The sequence below is a fragment of the Niveispirillum sp. genome (genome assembly GCF_052437035.1).
Classification (GTDB): Bacteria; Pseudomonadota; Alphaproteobacteria; order Azospirillales; family Azospirillaceae; genus Niveispirillum.
The window spans coordinates 251,840-271,687 of the sequence record NZ_JBQVOH010000008.1; the positions used below are offsets into that span (position 1 = coordinate 251,840).

Consider the following 19,848-nt stretch of genomic DNA (forward strand, 5'->3'; position numbering starts at 1 on the left):
TGCGAAGCGTTCGCATTCGCAAACTATGAGGTAGGCATATCCATGCGGCATCAACGCACGGCCTATGCGGATGGAACATGGCAAAGGTGGATACGCTTCGAAACACAGATGTATAATATGTAGAAACCATACAATGCAGAACCACAAGAAACGTCATGAACAGCATCATATCAGGCTACTTGAACCACCAGCCGGTTCCCACTGACAGAAAACAGAATGCACTTACCAAGAGATTTATTGTTCCCGTATTAACCGATATGCAAGATATGTTAATGGGTTTACGCTGGGAATTGGACCCTGGCTTGGCAAGACAGTATCCGTTTAACAAAAATATCCCATATCCTGTAGGGCGATGTGAGGAAATTACCACAGCCGTCCGTCAGCACCTCCTGAAACGGATAGCAGCACCCACCACCCGCGCTGAACGGGCCTTGCATGCGTTCCGCCGTCAAGGCGGCTTGATCAGACCCGTTTGGGGCGCATTGCGGGAGCGCTATTTCCAGAACGCCACTCAGATTGGAAGTCTGTATGTCGACGTTGCAAATGACACAGTGAACATCACAAAGCCAAAAGTTGAGATAATACCCATGACCGAAAGTGGGCTGGAAGCCATTCGGAATATTTCTCATTTCTGCGATATCGCGAAGCTTTATTGGAAGGCAGAAATCTACGCCAATCTGGTGGCCCCCAGCCTGGCCCCCCTGCTGCCAATGATTGTACTCAACAAAGTATCAGAACCTAAGCTTCTATCCGCCTGCCCATACATGACTGCTCTCGCACTTCATAATCATTTCCGGGATGCGGAAAGTTGGCTGGAGACAGCGCCGGCGATGGATGTAAAGGCTCAAGCAACGCTTTTGGAGCGGGTGCCTATGGACTTGCGCCCACCGGCAGGCGCAGACCCAAGGGAACTTGCCATAGATGCATGTCGTGAGGCGCGGCGGGAGAAACGCTATCTTGACCCGGAGTGGAAACAGGCACGGCTTAAGGATTTAGCCCGTATCAACAGTGCCCGACAGGAAACGGGGGAGGAAGTTTCAATGGCTTGACGACCTTACGGCGGACTGTCCAATGCAAACAGCAGGACCAGGCCGGCAGCGTCGGCACCGCCCCCGGCCTGGCGCAGGTCAAGCGACCGGCAGGCCGGTGCCATGGGGGCGGCGACGGCGCTGTTGACGAAACGGGAGAACACGTCGTCGGTCATCTCCCGATTGCCCCCAAGGAAGGCCGCCCCCCGCACCTTGCCGTTCGCGGGGTCGAAATAGATGCCGATTTCAGCACGGAAACTGCCGGCCCCGCGCGGCAGCGGCGGCGGTTCCCAGCAATCCATGATCTGGCTGCGCAGCAACGGCCCGGCCCGGCCCGACAGATCATCGATCTTGGCCCAGTTGACGGGCGGCGCCGGGGCTTCGGCGATGGTGGTTTCGCCCTGCTGATGGCTGGGCGGCGGGGCCGGCAACCGGTTAGATATGGCCGGCTGCTTGGCCTTGGGCGGTGATGCGGCTTCCTTCTGCACCTTCGGGGTCAGCGCCTCGATCCGGAGTCGCGCCAGGGCGGAGAAGCGGCCCGCCGGATAGGCGTGGAGATAGGCATAATATTCGGCAGGATCCTTGGAATCCCGCACGCTCTCCCAGAAGACCAGTTCCGGGTCCGCAGGCCGCACGGGTGCCGCCGGGGTTTGCACAACCGGTGGCGGACTGCCGCAGGCCGCCAATGCCAGAAGACCGGTCAGCGCGATGCAATGACGAAGGGCGATGGCCAAGGCAACATCCTCTGGGATGGTCAGGCGGCGGTACCACCAGGCTTTCGAACGGCAGAAACAGGAAGAGACACGCTTCTCCTTGGCATGCCCCCCCTGCGCTGGGTTATAGATTAAGCATGTTGATCATGAAAGACCCGCCATTCGGCGCGGCCTTCGAGAACGCCCAAGAAGGATAAGCATGAAACGCGCACGCAAGCGGGTATTGGTGGCTGGGGGTGCCGGTTTCCTGGGCTCACACCTGTGCGAAAGACTGCTGAATGACGGGCACGAGGTGCTGTGCGTCGATAATTTCTTCACGGGCTCGCGGGAAAATATCCGGCACCTGATCCCCAACCCCTATTTTGAGGTGATGCGCCACGACGTCACCTTCCCGCTCTTTGTGGAGGTGGACGAGATCTACAATCTCGCCTGCCCCGCATCGCCCATCCATTATCAGTTCAATCCCGTGCAGACGACCAAGACGTCCGTGCATGGGGCCATCAACATGCTGGGCCTGGCCAAGCGGACCAAGGCAAAGATCTTCCAGGCCAGCACGTCGGAAGTGTATGGCGATCCGACGGTACACCCGCAGACCGAGGATTATCGCGGCAACGTGAACCCGATCGGGCCCCGCGCCTGCTATGACGAGGGCAAGCGTTGCGCGGAAACCCTGTTCTTCGACTATCATCGCCAGAATGGCGTCAATATCCGCGTGGCCCGCATCTTCAACACCTATGGCCCGCGCATGCACCCTAATGACGGGCGCGTCGTATCGAACTTCATCGTGCAGGCCCTGCAGGGCCATCCGATCACCATCTATGGCGAAGGCACCCAGACCCGTTCCTTCTGCTATGTCGATGACCTGATCGAGGGCTTCATCCGTCTGATGGCCGCCCCTGACGATGTGACGGGCCCCATCAATATCGGCAATCCCGGTGAATACACGATCCGTCAGCTGGCGGAGAATGTGGTGCGGCTGACGGGCGCCAAATCGGAATTCGTCTGGAAACCCCTGCCGCAGGACGACCCCCTGCAGCGCTGCCCCGATATTACCAAGGCCAAAACCCTCCTGGACTGGCAGCCGACCATCCATCTGGAGGAAGGGTTGAAGCGCACCATCGCCTATTTCGCCGATCAACTGGGCGTGTCCCTGGCCTGATCATTCGTCCCGTCAACTGACGCGTTGCAAGCCATGGATATCTTCGAGCTGTTCGCCCTCGCCCACGCCACCGAAGCGGAGCATGGCAAGGGAGCTGCCATCCGTGTTTATCAGGACTGGCTGGCGGCCAATGAAGGACACCCGACCATACATGCGGCCTGGTTCAATCTCGGCTCATTGCAATTAAGCGGCGAAGACGGCAATGGCGCGCTCTATTCCTTCAACGAGGCGGTGCGTGCACGACCGGATTTCACGCCCGCCGTCATATCGCTGGGATCCGCCCTGGAACGGGTGGGACAGGTCGACATGGCCCTCCAGTATTGGGGCCATGCCGTCACCAACCTGTCGAATGTTTCCTCCGATACCATCAATTACAAGCTGACCGCGTTGAAGCAGCTGGCCCGCGTGCGGATGAGCCGGCAGGAAATGTCCGAAGCTGAGACGGCGCTGCGCCTGTCGCTCGATGTGGCCCCAGGACGGCGGGAGGAAATGCAGCACTGGGCCAATGTCCGTCAGCGGCAATGCAAATGGCCGGTACTGCAATCTTTCGGCCCTGTGACACCCGAAAAGATCATGGCCACGCTGGCCCCCCTGACGCTGGCCTATTTCACCGACGATCCGATACTCAGCCTCGCCAATGCCTACTCCCACAATCGGCTGGATGTGGGTTGGCCCGATGAGTTCAAGACCAGCGCCGATTTCGCCCATCGCCGACGCGCGCCTGACGGGCGCCTGCGTATCGGCTATCTGTCGTCCGACCTGCGCAACCATGCCATCGGCCACCTGACGGCGGAAATGTTCGGCCTCCATGACCGCTCCCGTGTCGAGGTGACCGCATTTTACTGCGGCGTGCGCCTTGAGGATGTGGTGATGCAGCGCATCCGGGGCACTGTCGATCACTGGCACGATATCACAGGCCTGGATGATGCGGCGGCCGCTGCTCTGGTGGAAGAGTGCGGAATCGACATCCTGGTCGATATCAATGGCAATACGCGGGATGCCCGCACACGGATGCTGGGCCGCCGGCCCGCCCCGATCATCGTCAACTGGCTGGGCTATCCCGGCACGATGGCCAGCCCCTATCACCATTACATCATCGCCGATCCGGTAATCATTCCGCCCGGATCGGAAAAATATTACAGCGAGAAGGTGGAGCGGGTCCCCTGCTATCAGCCCAATGACCGCCATCGCGTCATCTCGCCGGAACCGCAGACGCGCGCCCAGCACGGATTGCCGGAACAGGGCGTGGTGTTCTGTTGCTTCAACGGCCAGCAGAAGATGAGCCGTTTCAATCTGGACCGCTGGCTGGAGATCCTGCGGCAGGTCGACGGTTCCGTCCTCTGGCTGCTGCGCGGCGGAGACGAGGGTGATAACCGCCTGCGGGAAGAGGCGGCCAAGGCGGATATCGACCCTGCCCGCCTGATCTTCGCCCCTTATGCCGCCAATGCCGATCATCTGGCTCGCTATGTCCTGGCCGACCTGTTCCTGGACAGCAGCCCCTATGGCGCACACACGACGGCATCGGATGCGCTGTGGATGGGCGTGCCCGTCCTGACCCTGCCCGGTCGTGGCTTCGCATCCCGTGTCTGCGCCTCGCTGGTGACCGCTGCCGGCACGCCGGAATTCGTGTGTGATAGCCCGGCAGCCTATGTGGAGATGGCCGTGCGGCTAGGACGTGACCCGGCAGCCCTGGCCGCTGCCCGGCAGAAGCTTCTGGACCTGCGCCACACGTCCGTTCTGTTCAACACCAATGGTTTCGCGCGTGCGATGGAGGATGTCTTCGACCGCATGTGGGCGGAATGGGAGGCAGGCGCCCTGCCCGTCCCCGACCTGACCAATCTGGACCTCTACCTGGAAATCGGCAGCGCCATGGACCATGATGCCGAGGAATTCGGCTTCCTGCCGGATTACGAGGAGCGGTACCGCAAGGCGCTGGCCAAGCGGCACGCCCTGACACCGGTTCCGCGCGATGCCAGGCTATGGACGCAACCGGTATGACAGCGCCCTCCGCTGTCGATCTGTTGATCGCAGATCTGCGAGGGGCGCCGCCGGGCCTATCCCCGGCTGATCCGGCGACGCGCAGCCGCTGGCGGCATCTGTTGTCGGGCTTGCCAGCGATTGAGGCGATGGCCGCGGTGGCGCAGGCAGACCCAATGCCCAACCGGCATTGGGCCGCTGACATGCTGCATGAATGGCTGATTTCGCCTGGCAATGGCGGTGTCGGAAGCGCCGCGATCTGGTTCAATCTGGGCGTCGAACTGGCGGCGCGGGGCGATCCCGGTGCAGCGGCAACCGCTTACACCAACGCCCTTCTGCTGCAGCCTACCTTGTGGCAGGCCACAATCAATCTCGCAGGCATCCGCGAGGCGGCGGGCGATGCGGAAACGGCCCTGGCGACAATCAACGCCGCACTGCAGGATGACGAAGCGCGGACAAAGCTACTGAACCAGCAGGGCCGGCTGCTGGAAAAGCAGTCCCGCCTGGATGAGGCGGAAGCGACCTATTACCGAAGCCTGCTGACCAAACCCGACCAGCATTATGTGGTCCAGCACTGGGCCTTCGTCCGGCAGAACATGTGCGCCTGGCCATTGTTCGGGCCAGCCATTCCCGGCTTGACGGTTGAACAGCTGCGCGACCAGTGCGGCGGGCTGGCCACGCTGGCATTGGCCGACAATGTGGCCGAACAGCGGCGGACGGTGCAATCCTGGCTGGACCGCCGACCGGTGCCCGTGACGCACCCCCTGGCGCCTGCCACCGGCTACGCCCATCGCCGGCTGCGCGTCGGCTATATGTCGTCGGATTTCTGCCGCCACGCCATGACCTTCCTGGTGGCAGAACTGCTGGAACGGCACGACCGCGACCGGTTCGAGATTTATGGCTATTGCTCCAGCCCGGATGATGGCAGCGACATGCGCGCCCGCGTGCTGGCGGCCCTGGATCATTGCCGCCTTGTCCGCGACAAGGACCATGAAACAGTCGCCCAGCAAATCCGGGCCGATGAGATCGATATCCTGATCGACCTCAACGGCCTCACCGTGGGCGAACGGCTGGACGTGCTGCGCTGGAAGCCGGCGCCGGTACAGATGACCTATCTCGGCTTCATCGGGCCAATACCGATCCCGGAGCTGGATTACATTCTGACCGATGAATATGCGGTCCCGCCGTCCATCGCGGATCAATATTGGCCCCGCCCGCTCTATCTGCCCGGCGTCTATCAGGCCAATGATGGCCGGCCCGTACTGGTTGCCGATATCAGCCGCGCGGATGAAGGTCTGCCGCAGGACCGGTTCGTCTTCTGCTGCTTCTGCGGCTCCTACAAGATCTCCGAAGCCATGTTCGCCCTGTGGATGCGCATCCTGGCCCGCACCCGCGACAGCGTCCTCTGGCTGCTGGAGGATAATCGCTGGGTGGTGGGCAATCTTCGGGCACAGGCGGTGCGGCACGGGGTCGATCCCGACCGGCTGATCTTTTCCCCCCGTGCCATGCCCGACCGTTACCGCGCCCGTATGACGCTGGCAGATCTGTTCCTGGATACGACACCTTATAATGCCGGCACGGTGGCCAGCGACGCGCTGCGTGCCGGTCTACCGATCCTGACCCTGTCACGCGAAACCTTCGCCAGCCGGATGGCCGGCGCCCTGTTGCGGGCTATGGACCTGCCGGAACTGATCACTACCAGCGATGATGATTATGTCGACCGCGCCGTGGCACTGCACGACACGCCGGGCCTTTACCAGAGCATCCGCGACCGGACGACGCCCCAACGCTGGCAGGCCACCCTGGGCGACACGCAGACATTCACACGCGGTTTTGAGGCGACGCTGGAACGCGCCGCCATCCGGGCGGACTGATCAGGGTTCGTGCAGGGACTCGTCCAGTCCGCGCAGCACGGGATAGAGGAAATAGGACATCAGGCTCCGGCTGCCGACCTTGATTTCGGCCTGCACCACCATGCCCGCCGTCAGCACAGCACCCGGCGGCATGCGCTCCAGCGTCAGGCTTTCAAGATCGACCTGGGCCGTATGCACATAGGCGCCGGCCACCATCGGCGTGCGCAGCGCGTCCAGCGGCTCCGCCGTACCCGGCACAAAGCTTTGCCGCGAGACCGACCGCAGCCGGCCCTTCAGCATGCCATGGCGCTGGAACGGGAACGGTGCAACCTTCACCTCGACCGGATCGCCCGCCTTGACATAGCCGATGTCACCGGACTGGATCACCACCTCGGCGATCAGCGGCGTATCCAGCGCCACCAGGGTAATCAGCGCTTCGGCTTCTCGCGCGATAGAACCGGGCGACAGACGCGCCACTTCCTGCACGATGGCATCGGCGGGGGCCGTCATCTCCACCAGATCGTTGCGGCGGACGGCCTTGGCCAGATCCTCATCAACCTGTGATGCCTGACGGCGCGTCTCCACAAGCTGTTCCAGAAGCTGGCGCTGCCAGTCATCCACGAAATTGCGCCGCTCGGCCCGCTTTGCGGCCAGATCAGCCTGCAATTCCTTGATACGGTTGCTGGTGGCCTGCAACGACCGCTCGGTCTCCAGGCGTTGGGCCTGCGCCTCCAGAAGCTGCAGCCGCGACCCCGTCTGCGCCTTGAAAAGCTGTGAGCGCAGGTTCTCCACGTCGCGATAGACCACCATCTGGGCCATCAACGACTTCTCATCATCCTGGGCGGCCCGCATCGAGGCATCAAGACTGACAATGCCGCTGTCCAGACTGTCCAGATGCGACCGGTACTGGGTCTGGCGCTGCAGGAACAGCCGGGCCTGCAGCGCCATGTCCGGATCGTCACTGCTGGCCATGGTTTCGGGCAAGGTCTTGCCCGCCGCCTCCGCCTCCAGCCTGCGCAACTGCGCGAACAAGGCGCGCTGCTGTGCCGACAGGGCGCTGCGGTCGGCCAACGTGAAGGTCGGGTCCAACGTGGCCAGCAACTGCCCCTTGGTCACGCGGTCGCCGGGCTGCACCAGCAGCTGACGCACGATGGAACGTTCCAGCGGCTGCATCACGATGGGCGGCACCTGCGTGGCCAGGCGGCCCGTGGACACCACAACGCGGTCCATCTGAACGAAGCACGCGATGATGGCCATCAACGCCAGCATCCCCGCCGCAATCAGGTGGGGCGCGCCCAGGATGGGTGGCGGCGGTTCGCGGACAATCATCTCCAGTTCCGACTGGAACTCGATGGCTTCGGGGGCCACGTGCAGACGGGGGGCCGGCGTCCCGTAGAACCGCCGCCAGCGCTCACGCAGACCCTGGAAAGGCCGCATCAATGGATGTGCTGTGTCTGGGTTTGCCATAGGTGCCGATAAATGTCGCAGCGTTGCAGCAGGATGGGGTGCGGGGCGCAGTCAACCAACTTGCCCTGTTCCAGAACGATGATCTTGTCAGCCTGAACCAATGACGACAGTCGGTGCGAGACGATGATCATGGTACGTCCCTCGGCGATGCGTGTAAGGTTGCGCTGAACGATGGCCTCGCTGTCGGGGTCAAGCGCGCTGGTCGCCTCGTCAAAGATCAGAAGACGCGGCTGTGTCACCAAGGCGCGGGCGATGGCGATACGCTGGCGCTGACCGCCGGAGAAGTTGGAAGCATTCTCCTCGACCATCGTGTCATAGGACAAAGGCAGCCGGTCAATGAATTCATCAGCGCCCGCCATCTGGGCTGCCTGAAGGATTTCATGGAGCGGCGCATCGGGACGCGCCGCAGCGATATTCTCGCGGATAGTGCCGCGGAACAGAAGATTGTCCTGCAGCACGACGCCGATGGACTTGCGCAAATGGTTCAGCTCGATATGGCGCAGGTCGATACCGTTCAGCTTGATCAGGCCCTCCTGCGGAACATGGATGGACTGGATCAGGCGGGTGATCGTGGTCTTGCCCGATCCCGACCGGCCGACGATACCGACAACCTGTCCTTCCTCAATGTCGAAGGAGACGCGGTCCAGCGCCGGCGTGGCGCCGGGGGCATACCGGAAGGTCACATCCTCGAAGAACATCTTGCCCGTAATGTACGGACGGGACTGACGGGAATGGCCACTGCGCTCCGGCTCGGTATTCATCACCTCGCCCAGCATGCGCACCGACAGGTCCGCCTCCTGGTACTCGTTGATCAAGGCCACGATCTGAAGCAGCGGCCCAGTGACGCGGCCCGACAGCATGTTGAAGGCGATCAGCGCGCCCAGTGTCATGGCGCCGTCGAAGACCTGAACAGCGCCGATGGCAAGCACGCTGATCTGCATCAGCTTTTCCAAGCCGCCCGTCAGCACGGTACCCAGGATGCTGATGCCGCCAACCTTGGCATGGCGCCGGACGGCCAGGGCCACCTTGCTGTCCCATGCCTGCTGCCGGTTCTCTTCAAGCACCAGTGACTTGACGGCGCGCATGGAATGCAGCGTCTCGACCAGATGCGCCTGACGGCTGGCCTCCGTCTCGTACAGCCGCCCCAGATGCAGCCGGAAGATCGGCACCATGAAGCCGATGATCGCCGCGATGACGACGGAGAAGGCCAGCACCACAGCCGTCAGCAGCCCGCTATACAGGAACAGCAGCACCAGCAGCACCGGCAATGTGACGGTATCCAGAAAACACTGGAACAGCCTGCCGGTCAGGAAATGACGCAGCTTTTCTGTCTGCTGCATATGCCGGGTCAGGATACCCGCACTATTGCGCTCGAAGAAATGCAGCGGCAGCGAAAGAAGGTGCCGGAAGGTACGGCTGGTGAGCTTGGCATCAATCTTGTTCGATGCCAGCAGCATGAGATTCTGGCGGACATAGCCGAAGAACCCGTCAAAGAGCGTCAGCAATACATAGAGCAGAACGATGACGAACAGCGTCTGGTAACTATGGTGGGTAATCACCTTGTCGACCAGCACCTGGAACATCATCGGCAGCGCCAGACCGATCAGATTGGCCATGATTGCCGCGATAGCGACACCGCGGAAGAATTTCGCGTTGCGCAGGATCTCCGGCAGGAACCAGCGGAAGCCGAAGGGCTGGTTCTCATCCATCAGGGCCCAGACGCGCTTGGCCAGGATGATCTCGCCCGTCCAGGTGGAGGTAAACTCCTCCTCGGACAGGAACTGTATGCCTTCGGCCTCACGCGTGGGGTCCAGCACGGCGGCCGACATCCGGCCCTCCACCTCCATCGCATAGGCAAGAATGACCCAGGTGCCATCCTTGCGGATCGCAATTGCCGGGTAAGCACTGCCTAGGTGACAGGCGGACTTCCAGTTGATGCGCGTCTTGCGGCCTCTCAGGCCGGCGCCATGCATGGACTTCAGTACGGCCGGCACAGGATCGCCCGGCACATCGGGCGGCAACTCATCCGGATGGAGTTGCACGCCATGGTGCAGCGCCACCAGGAAAAGACACCTCAGAACCGTCATGTAAGGGGACAATCGCCACGTCCATCGGCAGGAAAAGGGAGCAACGTGACCCGGAAACTAAAGCGATTCTCCAAAACACACGACAAAAAAGCGACATGCCTACTCCCGGAGGCGGGAAATGATCCACGACCTACGCCCAAAGGCATAGGAGATGTGAGATACCCCTAATGCAACGCTGCCGAGGGCCGGCTTCGGTGGAGGTACACCGAATGTAACTTGACTCATCACCGCGATGGGTATTCTATCCACACTGACCCAAAAAATTTGGGCGCCTAGACCAAAAGGGGATTGAACACGGCCTTCCGGCTGCGCCTTTTTGTGCGTGTCCGTGGTTGCGTACCTTTCCGGTTGTTGGCTCCAGATTGCGTGGGCTTCGGTTAATTCGGCATATGTCTTGCAAGGCTATTTCGGATTAATCGAGATGGAGGTCTTCCAGGCAGGGAAGGTTTCCGCAGATCCACTTTTCATGCTCTGGAGTCGTAGCCATGTCGATCCTTTCGTTTCTCTCGACTACTCAGATCGGCCAGCTGAGCACCACGGCAATCGCCAACTGGACGACTTCAGACCTTCGTCAGCTCTCCTCAACCCAAGCAAGCGCGTTGTCGACGACCCAGATCGGGGTTCTGACAACGACGCAGGTAGCGGGGCTGCAGACAACGCAGCTTTCAGGCCTTGCAACGACAACCGTTGCCGCACTGACAAGCACCCAGTTGAATGCGATCTCGACGGCCAACCTGACAGGTTTGAGCACGACGCAGTTCAGCGCGCTCACCTCGACGCAGGTTTCCGGTCTCAGCACCACGCTGGTTCGCAGCCTCAACAGCACCTACGTCGCCAACCTCTCGACGACGCAGATCGGTGGATTGACCACCACCCAGATTACCGCGCTGACCACGACACAGGTTCAGTCGCTTGAAACCACCGACGTCGCAGCGCTGTCCACGACCCAGATCGTGGCCCTGACTACGGCCCAGATCGTGGCTCTGGCCAGCACGCAGTTTGCGGCCATCGAGACCACCGATCTCGCAGCCCTGACCACGACGCAGTTCCGGGTGCTCACCACCACGCAGATTGCCGGGCTGAGCACAACCCAGGTTGGTGTGCTGACGACGACCCAGATCGCGTCCCTGTCCACGACCCAGGTGCGTGGCATTGAGACGACCGATCTGGCCGCCCTCTCCACCACCCAGATTGGTAGCCTGACCTCTACTCAGATCACGGCCCTGACCACCACCCAGGTCGGCGGGCTGGAGACGACTGACTTGGCGGTGCTGACCAGCACGCAGCTGAACGCTCTCTCCAGTGGCCAGGTCGGTAGCCTGACCACTACCCAGGTCAGCGCCCTGTCCTCCACGCAGATCAGTCAGCTGGGCACCGCCCAGGTTCGTGGCCTGAACAGCACCCAGGTAGCGTCTCTGTCGACCACCCAGATCGGGGGCCTGAACACCACCCAGGTCGCCTCGCTGACCACCACCCAGATCAGCGGCCTGGAAACGACCGACGTCGCGGCGCTCTCCACGACCCAGATCGTCGCCCTGACCACGGCCCAGATTGTGGCCCTGAACAGCACGCAGTTCGCGGCCATTGAGACCACCGATCTCGCGACCCTGACCACGACGCAGTTCCGCGCCCTGACCACGACGCAGATCGCTGGCCTGAACACCACCCAGGTCGGTGTGCTGACGACGACCCAGATCGCCTCGCTGACCACCACCCAGGTGCGTGGCATCGAGACCACTGATCTGGCCGCCCTCTCCACCACCCAGATCGGGGGGCTGACCGCCGCCCAGGTCACGGCCCTGACGACCACCCAGGTCGGCGGGTTCGAGACGACTGACTTGGCGGTGCTGACCAGCACGCAGCTGAACGCGCTCTCCAGCGGCCAGGTCGGTAGCCTGACCACTACCCAGGTCAGCGTCCTGTCCTCCACGCAGATCAGTCAGCTGGGTACTGCCCAGGTCCGGGGCCTGAACAGCACCCAGGTAGCGTCTCTGTCGACCACCCAGATCGGGGGCCTGACCACCACCCAGGTCGCCTCGCTGACCACCACCCAGATCAGCGGCCTGGAAACGACCGACGTCGCGGCGCTCTCCACGACCCAGATCGTGGCCCTGACCACGGCCCAGATCGTGGCCCTGAACAGCACGCAGTTCGCGGCCATTGAGACCACCGATCTCGCGACCCTGACCACGACCCAGTTCCGCGCCCTGACCACGACGCAGATTGCTGGCCTGAACACCACTCAGGTCGGTGTGCTGACGACGACCCAGATCGCCTCGCTGACCACCACCCAGGTGCGTGGCATCGAGACCACTGATCTGGCCGCTCTCTCCACCACCCAGATCGGGGGGCTGACCGCCGCCCAGGTCACGGCCCTGACCACCACCCAGGTCGGCGGGTTCGAGACGACTGACTTGGCGGTGCTGAGCAGCACGCAGCTGAACGCGCTCTCCAGCGGCCAGGTCGGTAGCCTGACCACCACCCAGGTCAGCGTCCTGTCCTCCACGCAGATCAGTCAGCTGGGTACCGCCCAGGTCCGTGGCCTGAACAGCACCCAGGTAGCGTCTCTGTCGACCACCCAGATCGGGGGCCTGACCACCACCCAGGTCGCCTCGCTGACCACCACCCAGATCAGCGGCCTGGAAACGACCGACGTCGCGGCGCTCTCCACGACCCAGATCGTCGCCCTGACCACGGCCCAGATCGTGGCCCTGAACAGCACGCAGTTCGCGGCCATTGAGACCACCGATCTCGCGACCCTGACCACGACGCAGTTCCGCGCCCTGACCACGACGCAGATCGCTGGCCTGAACACCACCCAGGTCGGTGTGCTGACGACGACCCAGATCGCCTCGCTGACCACCACCCAGGTGCGTGGCATCGAGACCACTGATCTGGCCGCTCTCTCCACCACCCAGATCGGGGGGCTGACCGCCGCCCAGGTCACGGCCCTGACCACCACCCAGGTCGGCGGGTTCGAGACGACTGACTTGGCGGTGCTGAGCAGCACGCAGCTGAACGCGCTCTCCAGTGGCCAGGTCGGTAGCCTGACCACCACCCAGGTCAGCGCCCTGACCTCCACGCAGATCAATCAGCTGGGTACTGCCCAGGTCCGGGGCCTGAACAGCACCCAGGTGTCGGCTCTGTCGACCACCCAGATCGGTGGCCTGAACACCACCCAGGTCGCCTCGCTGACCACCACCCAGATCGGTGGCCTGGAAACGACCGACGTCGCGGCCCTGTCCACGACCCAGATCGTGGCCCTGACCACGGCCCAGATCGTCGCCTTGGCCAGCACACAGTTCGCGGCCATCGAGACCACCGATCTCGCAGCCCTGACCACCACCCAGTTCCGGGTGCTGACCACGACGCAGATTGCCGGGCTGAACACCACCCAGGTCGGTGTGCTGACGACGACCCAGATCGCCTCGCTGACCACCACCCAGGTGCGTGGCATCGAGACCACCGATCTGGCCGCCCTCTCCACCACCCAGATCGGGGGCCTGACCACGACCCAGATCGCGGCCTTGACCACCACCCAGGTCGGCGGGTTCGAGACCACGGATATCGCAGTGCTGAGCAGCACGCAGCTGACCGGCATGACGGCTACCCTGGTCCAGGGTCTGACGACGACCCAGGTCGCAGCCTTCACCTACACCCAGGTTGGTCAGTTCAGCACAACCCAGATCCGGGCGTTGGAAACCAGCGACATCGCGGTTCTGGGAACGGCACAGGCCACCATCCTGAACAGCACGCAGTTGGCGGCTTTGACCACAACCCAGGTCGCAAACTTCAGCACCACGGCAGTGGCTCAGCTGACGGGGGGCCAGCAGTTCCCGGTCTTCACCTCCACCTTCGTGTCGGGTCTGACCACGACCCAGCTGGCTGTACTGAGCACGAGCCAGATCGGTGCCTTCACCACTACGAGCATCATGGGTCTGAGCACGACGCAGATTTCGTCGCTGTCCACCACCCAGATCGGTGGTCTGGAGACAACGGATATCGCGGCGATGAACACCACGCAGATCGCTGGCTTCAGCTCCACACAGGTGTCGTCGATGACATCCGCTCAGATCGACTCCCTGTTCATGTAATCTTGATCCTGGCTGGGGCCGGGCCTGTCCCACGGGACGGGCCCGGCCCTTTCCTTTTGTGCACTCCCAATACGATGGGTCACATTGCCCTGACAGTTCGCGTCGGTCAGGATAGGGCATCGCCAACCACCCAAACAGGCACCGATGCATCATCGCCAGATTCTTGATATGGCCCTGCGGGAACTGCCCGCCGCCAAGGCTGCCTATATTTCCCGGGTAGCCGATAACCTGTCCCGCGATTCGACGCTGGATGAGCGGTCGCACCTGCTCTATCCCGTGCTGGCCGCAGCAGCAGCCGGCATAGAACCTGTGCTGCCGCCCCCCGAATGCGCCACCTTGGTCGTCGCTTTTCTGACCAGCCATGCGGACGGCATCGCACACGCGCTCTATTCCCCGGCTTATCTGCGCGACGGGGCGGCGGCGATGGCGCCCTGGGCCGCACGGCTGCAGGCCGGGATTTCCATTGCCATCATGGACCAACTGCAACGCGGCACCCTGGTGCTGGATGAACCCAAGGTCTGGCGCTTCAGCAGCAGCATGGGGGAGGAGCCCCGCTTCCCCTATGGGGAGGGGCTGGAGGACGAGGATCAGGATTGATCGGGGAAAGTCCGGCACGGCGACCGGGGCGGGCCGCCGTGCCGACAAGGTACCGCATCTTTGCCCTGAACCGAAAAGTGGGCCCGGCGGCGGGGCTGCCGGTGAGGCGGCGCAGTGGAAACGATCCAACCGGATCATCTGGCCCTGCGGCGTCTGCATAACCGTCAGAGCTGCGGCCCTTGACGGCTAATGATTGTGGCAATCTCTTTCATCGCCTCTAAATCCGGTATCAACAGAGCAATTCACGGGCCAGTTGCCTGAAACCGGCTGTTTCCCTTGATGCCAAACATGGAAACACCCCTGTATGTCGTGGCTGGAGCCGCCGTCCATTGCCTTTTGCAATCACCTTCTATCATTCAGCAAGACGCTCTTGCTGAACGCAACGCCCCATGCAATCATCCTTTTATGCTGACCGAACCCGCCCGTATCCTGATCATTGAACCGGCTCCATCCCTGTCACATGCCTATGTGACGGCACTGAAGCGCGATGGGCATGCCCTGTCTGTTGTCGATGGCGGGGCAGCGGCGCGAAAGGCCTTGGCGGCCACGGGCGGCACCGATCTGCTGCTGATCAATCTGCAACTGCCCGATGGTCCCGGTATCGACCTGCTGCGTGACCTGACCCAGGCCGGCCTGGCCGCCCGCGCCATCGCCTTGACGGCGCAGGGGTCGGTTCAGGTGGCCGTGGATGCCATGCGGGCGGGTGCCGCCGATGTGCTGCTGCTGCCGGTGGGCACAGACCGGCTGCGCGGCGCTGTCTCCACGGTCCTGACCCAGCCGGTGCCGACGCGTGAGGCCGGGGGCAAGGCGCCGAAGGCAAAGGGAGCCAAGGCCGCAGCGGCGGAACCCGCCGTCACCGAATATTCCTTCTACGGCTTCATCGGTGCGTCGCCACCCATGAAGGCGGCCTATCGCCTGATCGAGGCGGCGGCACCATCCAAGGCCACGGTTTTCATCACCGGTGAAAGCGGCACCGGCAAGGAAGTTTGCGCCGAAGCCATCCACCGCCGGAGCCCGCGCGCCCAGGGTCCCTTCATCGCCATCAACTGTGCCGCGATTCCGAAGGACCTGATGGAGTCGGAGATATTCGGCCATGTGAAGGGGGCCTTCACGGGGGCCAGCACCGACCATGCCGGTGCGGCGCTGCAGGCTGATGGCGGCACCCTGTTCCTGGACGAAATCGGCGAGATGGACTTGTCCCTGCAGGCCAAGCTTTTGCGCTTTCTCCAGACCGGCATGGTCAAGAAGGTGGGCAGCGAGAAGCTGGAGCCGGTAGATGTGCGCATCGTCTGCGCCACCAACCGCGATCCCTATGCCGAGGTGCAGGCGGGCCGGTTCCGCGAGGATCTGTTCTACCGCCTGCAAGTGATCTCCATCGAACTGCCGGCGCTGCGCGAACGCGGCGACGACATCCTGTTGATCGCCCGCCATTTCCTGGAAAAATATGGGCGGGAGGAGCGTAAATCCTTCAAGGGCTTCGATAAGGAGGCCGAGGGTATCCTTCAGACCTACGCCTGGCCCGGCAATGTCCGGCAGTTGCTGAATGTCGTGCGCAATGTCGTGGTGCTGAATGACGGGGACGAGATCAAGCCCTTCATGCTGCCCCCGCCCCTGAACAAGCCGACCATGATCGTGCCGCCGATTCTGCATGATCCGCGCTGGGCGGCGGTCGCCGGCCCCCTGGCCAGCCAGATCGGGCAGGCCTTCCCTGCCCTGGCCGCCCCGCCATCGGGGCCGTTCGGGGGGCTTGGCATTCCCGGTGTGCCCATTCCCGGCATCGGCCCGGCCACGCCCGCAGCACCGCCACCGGTATCCGGCACCGCCGACGCTTGGCAAAATGATGAACGCCGCATCCGCCCGCTGTGGCAGGTGGAGGAAGAAGCCATCGATGAAGCCATCCGCCTGTGTCACGGCAATATCACCCGTGCGGCGGCTTTGCTGGAAATAAATCCCTGCACCATTTATCGTCGTCGCCAGAAAAGGCGTACCGGCTGAGACGGGAACGGAAAGAACGGCCATGATTACCGAGATCCGTCACATCATCTTCTCCAATGACGAACTGAAGCTGGTCTTTCAGTCGGTGCCGCTTGACGGGTTCGATCCTGCCCGCCGCATCACCCGCATCCAGGTGGTGGAGGGTCCCCCGCCTTCCATCCGCATCCAGAGCGAGGCGGCAGGCGGTGGTGCGCGGTCGGAGCTGGAGGTGGAAAGCTATCAGCTGGCCCGTCTGATGGTCGCCTATTGCCGCGACAAGAAAATCCCCCTGCCCAAGGATGCGCTGAAAACCATCCACGCCCAGGGGGACGCGCTCTGCTTCTCAATCATGAGCACACTGGGCTGACGGCCCGGCTTTTCCCATCGGTATATGCCAATGGAACAGGTCGCGGCTTGGATTCCATCTGGAACCACCCTATATTGGATCATGTAGGAACAGTCCCGGTGGGCAATCACCGGTTCACGACCAGATGGAAGGCACGCACATGGAAGTCAGCAGCTCTGCCGGCTATGCCACGGCCCTGAAACAGCTGAATATTACGCAGCAGTTTCAGACCGAACAGGTGCGCGCCTCCTCTGACCAGTCGCAGCAGGTGACCAATCTGCTGGCGGGGGGCGGTTCAACCCGTCCCGCGGCGACCGGTGGCCGTGGCCAGATCGTCGATATCCAGGCCTGATCCCGCCATCTCAAAATTCTCCGAACCTAAAAGGGCCCGGTCGGCACATCGACCGGGCTTTTCCTTTTGTACCAAGGGGCATGATCTATGCCCCTTTGAAAGCCGCCAGGCGCATGAGGGGAAATGCAAAGACCAAGAGCCATGATCCATGGCTCTTGGTCTTGCGCACCCATCCAAGGCGCGACGTTTCGGCACGACACCTGCGCCGCGAACGCAGTTGCAACTCAATCGCATGTGCAGTACCACCAGATCGGGACATGTTTCCTTTTGGGGGCCTGCGATGGCGAAGCGGAAATTCGGGTGGATCGTGGCGAGCGCGGCCCTGTCGGGGCTGCTGGCCGGGCCGGCACTGGCGGAACCGTCGCTGGGCGGCCATGCCTTGTCGCCCTGGGGCATGTTCATGGCCGCCGACTGGGTTGTCAAATCGGTGATGATTGGTCTGGCCGGGGCGTCGGTCGCCACCTGGACCATCTTCATCGCCAAACTGCTGGAATTGTCGGCGGCCAAGCGGCGGGCCGGCGCCTCCCTGGCCCGGCTGGACAGCGTCCGGGGCTTGGCCGATGCCACCGCCGGCCTGAATGATGGCCGCGACCCGGCGGCCCCCTTGCTGCATGCCGTGCTGGAGGAGATGGAGCAATCGGTCGACCTGCCGCCCGACGGGATCAAGGAACGCGCCGCCAGCCGGCTGGAACGAATCGAGGCGGCAACGGCGCGGGCCAGCGCGCGGGGCACCGGTGTCCTGGCCTCCATCGGCGCCACGGCCCCCTTCGTGGGTCTGTTCGGCACGGTCTGGGGCATCATGAACAGCTTCATCGGCATCGCCGAAAGCCACACGACCAATCTGGCAGTCGTGGCACCGGGCATCGCGGAGGCGCTGCTGGCCACGGCCATCGGTCTGGTGGCCGCGATCCCCGCCGTACTGGTCTATAATGCCCTGACGCGCAGCATCGGTGGTTACCGGGCCCAGGTGGGCGACATTGCCGCTGCCGTCCTGCGCCTGCTGTCGCGGGATCTGGATCGGCGGGGCGTGAAGCCGCGTCTGCGTGCCGCGGAGTAAGGGCCATGGCCGCCAAGCTGCGCACCGGCGGGGATGATGACCTGTCGGAAAATCACGAGATCAATGTCACGCCCTTCATCGATGTGATGCTGGTGCTGCTGATCATCTTCATGGTGGCGGCTCCGCTGGCTACCGTCGATGTGCCCGTCGACCTGCCTGCCTCCAGCGCACCGCAGGCCGAACGCCCGCCCAAGCCCCTGTTCCTGTCGGTAAAGGCCGACCTGTCGCTGGCCATTGATGAGATGCCTGTGGCCGGCAATGACGCCCTTGCCGCCGCCCTGGACGCGGCCACGGGCGGGGACAGGGAACAGCGCGTGTTTCTGCGTGCCGACAAAACCGTTGCCTATGGCGACCTGATGCTGGTGATGAATACGCTGCGCGATGCCGGCTATCTGAAGGTGGCACTGGTCGGCCTGGATGGGGCCGCTGTGGGGGCCGCACCGTGACCGGTCTGGCGGCCATGCCCGTCGGCGGTGTGCGTTGGCCCCTGGCCTTTGCACTGGCGGTCGGGGCGCATCTGGCCGTGGCCGGCTTCGTCGCCTTGAAACCCCATGCGCCGCCCCCCGTGGCGCCGCCGGTACCACCCCCGGCCCTGCTGCTGGATCTGGCCCCACCGGCGCCACCGCCGCCCCCTCCCCCGCCGCCACCCAAACCGATGGCACAGGCACCGGCGCCAAAGCCGCCGCCGGTAATTGAGCGTGCCGTGGCAAAGCTGCCGCCACCGCCACCCCGGCCCGCTCCCCGCACCGAACCGGTGGCGGAGATGCCGCGGCAACCCGTCGCCACACCGGCCCCGGCCCTGACCGAAACGGCACCCGCCCCGCAGGCTAGTGCCCCCGCCGGGCCACCGCCCGATGCCCTGGCCGCCTTTCAGGGGCGGCTGATGGCGCATCTGGGTAAGCATAAGCGCTATCCCATGAGCGCGCGGCAGCGGCGACAGCAGGGAACTGCCTGGGTCCGCCTGACCCTGGACCGCAATGGCCGCGTCCTGTCACGGCAGTTGGAACGCAGCTGCGGGGTGGAGGCACTGGACCGGGAGGCGGAGGAGTTGCTGGACCGTGCCCAGCCCCTCCCCCCCATCCCCCCGGAACTGGGGCAGGACCAGATGGAACTGGTCCTGCCCGTGGAGTTCAGCCTGCGCTGA

At 63.3% G+C, this 19,848-nt stretch carries 15 protein-coding genes; 12 read left to right on the forward strand and 3 right to left on the reverse strand.

Annotated features, from left to right (window positions below):
• Positions 1-155 precede the first annotated feature (155 nt).
• Positions 156-1,049 carry a hypothetical protein gene (locus ACT6Q8_RS19535; protein ID WP_444733610.1) on the forward strand — a complete coding sequence of 298 codons (894 nt, stop codon included), beginning with the start codon at positions 156-158 and terminating at the stop codon, positions 1,047-1,049.
• 5 nt (positions 1,050-1,054) lie between these two features.
• On the opposite strand, the gene ACT6Q8_RS19540 is transcribed toward ACT6Q8_RS19535, so the two are convergent.
• Positions 1,055-1,762 (reverse strand): hypothetical protein, encoded by a 708-nt coding sequence (locus ACT6Q8_RS19540; RefSeq protein ID WP_054167607.1) that lies wholly within the window; start codon positions 1,760-1,762, stop codon positions 1,055-1,057.
• 178 nt (positions 1,763-1,940) lie between these two features.
• On the opposite strand from ACT6Q8_RS19540, the gene ACT6Q8_RS19545 reads away from it, so the two are divergent.
• Genes ACT6Q8_RS19545 through ACT6Q8_RS19555 form a run of 3 tightly spaced genes read left to right on the forward strand, consistent with a single transcriptional unit; the run spans position 1,941 to position 6,751 of the window.
• Entirely contained in the window at positions 1,941-2,900 is a 960-nt protein-coding gene (locus ACT6Q8_RS19545) for a UDP-glucuronic acid decarboxylase family protein (RefSeq protein ID WP_444733609.1), read from the forward strand.
• 33 nt (positions 2,901-2,933) lie between these two features.
• On the forward strand, positions 2,934-4,898 hold the full coding sequence (locus ACT6Q8_RS19550; RefSeq protein ID WP_444733608.1) for an O-linked N-acetylglucosamine transferase, SPINDLY family protein: 1,965 nt from the start codon (positions 2,934-2,936) through the stop codon (positions 4,896-4,898).
• Positions 4,895-6,751: an O-linked N-acetylglucosamine transferase, SPINDLY family protein gene (locus tag ACT6Q8_RS19555; RefSeq protein WP_444733607.1), complete on the forward strand. Its 1,857-nt coding sequence runs from the start codon at positions 4,895-4,897 to the stop codon at positions 6,749-6,751. The genes ACT6Q8_RS19550 and ACT6Q8_RS19555 overlap by 4 nt, the downstream gene beginning before the upstream one ends.
• Here ACT6Q8_RS19555 and ACT6Q8_RS19560 read toward each other — a convergent pair whose 3' ends face one another.
• Both ACT6Q8_RS19560 and ACT6Q8_RS19565 read right to left on the reverse strand, forming a co-directional pair.
• Complete coding sequence (locus ACT6Q8_RS19560; RefSeq protein ID WP_054167603.1) at positions 6,752-8,167, reverse strand: HlyD family type I secretion periplasmic adaptor subunit; 1,416 nt, start codon at positions 8,165-8,167, stop codon at positions 6,752-6,754.
• Positions 8,167-10,284 (reverse strand): peptidase domain-containing ABC transporter, encoded by a 2,118-nt coding sequence (locus tag ACT6Q8_RS19565; protein ID WP_444733606.1) that lies wholly within the window; start codon positions 10,282-10,284, stop codon positions 8,167-8,169. The genes ACT6Q8_RS19560 and ACT6Q8_RS19565 overlap by 1 nt, the downstream gene beginning before the upstream one ends.
• 485 nt (positions 10,285-10,769) lie before the next feature.
• Here ACT6Q8_RS19565 and ACT6Q8_RS19570 point away from each other — a divergent pair, with 485 nt between their 5' ends.
• The 8 genes from ACT6Q8_RS19570 to ACT6Q8_RS19605 all read left to right on the forward strand — a co-directional run bounded on the left by ACT6Q8_RS19570 (position 10,770) and on the right by ACT6Q8_RS19605 (position 19,848).
• A complete protein-coding gene (locus ACT6Q8_RS19570) occupies positions 10,770-14,378 on the forward strand; it encodes a beta strand repeat-containing protein (RefSeq protein WP_444739416.1) in 3,609 nt (1,202 codons plus the stop codon).
• Positions 14,379-14,546: 168 nt separating this feature from the next.
• Complete coding sequence (locus ACT6Q8_RS19575) at positions 14,547-14,975, forward strand: hypothetical protein (protein ID WP_444735276.1); 429 nt, start codon at positions 14,547-14,549, stop codon at positions 14,973-14,975.
• Positions 14,976-15,380: 405 nt separating this feature from the next.
• Entirely contained in the window at positions 15,381-16,970 is a 1,590-nt protein-coding gene (locus tag ACT6Q8_RS19580) for a sigma-54-dependent transcriptional regulator (protein WP_444735275.1), read from the forward strand.
• Between the two features lie 22 nt (positions 16,971-16,992).
• Positions 16,993-17,316 (forward strand): hypothetical protein, encoded by a 324-nt coding sequence (locus ACT6Q8_RS19585; protein WP_054165702.1) that lies wholly within the window; start codon positions 16,993-16,995, stop codon positions 17,314-17,316.
• Positions 17,317-17,455: 139 nt separating this feature from the next.
• Positions 17,456-17,647 carry a hypothetical protein gene (locus ACT6Q8_RS19590; protein ID WP_156344362.1) on the forward strand — a complete coding sequence of 64 codons (192 nt, stop codon included), beginning with the start codon at positions 17,456-17,458 and terminating at the stop codon, positions 17,645-17,647.
• Between the two features lie 280 nt (positions 17,648-17,927).
• Positions 17,928-18,704 (forward strand): tonB-system energizer ExbB, encoded by a 777-nt coding sequence (exbB, locus tag ACT6Q8_RS19595; RefSeq protein WP_054165700.1) that lies wholly within the window; start codon positions 17,928-17,930, stop codon positions 18,702-18,704.
• 5 nt (positions 18,705-18,709) lie between these two features.
• On the forward strand, positions 18,710-19,150 hold the full coding sequence (gene exbD / locus ACT6Q8_RS19600; RefSeq protein ID WP_054165699.1) for a TonB system transport protein ExbD: 441 nt from the start codon (positions 18,710-18,712) through the stop codon (positions 19,148-19,150).
• A complete protein-coding gene (locus tag ACT6Q8_RS19605; RefSeq protein WP_444735274.1) occupies positions 19,147-19,848 on the forward strand; it encodes an energy transducer TonB family protein in 702 nt (233 codons plus the stop codon). Before exbD ends, ACT6Q8_RS19605 begins: the two co-directional genes overlap by 4 nt.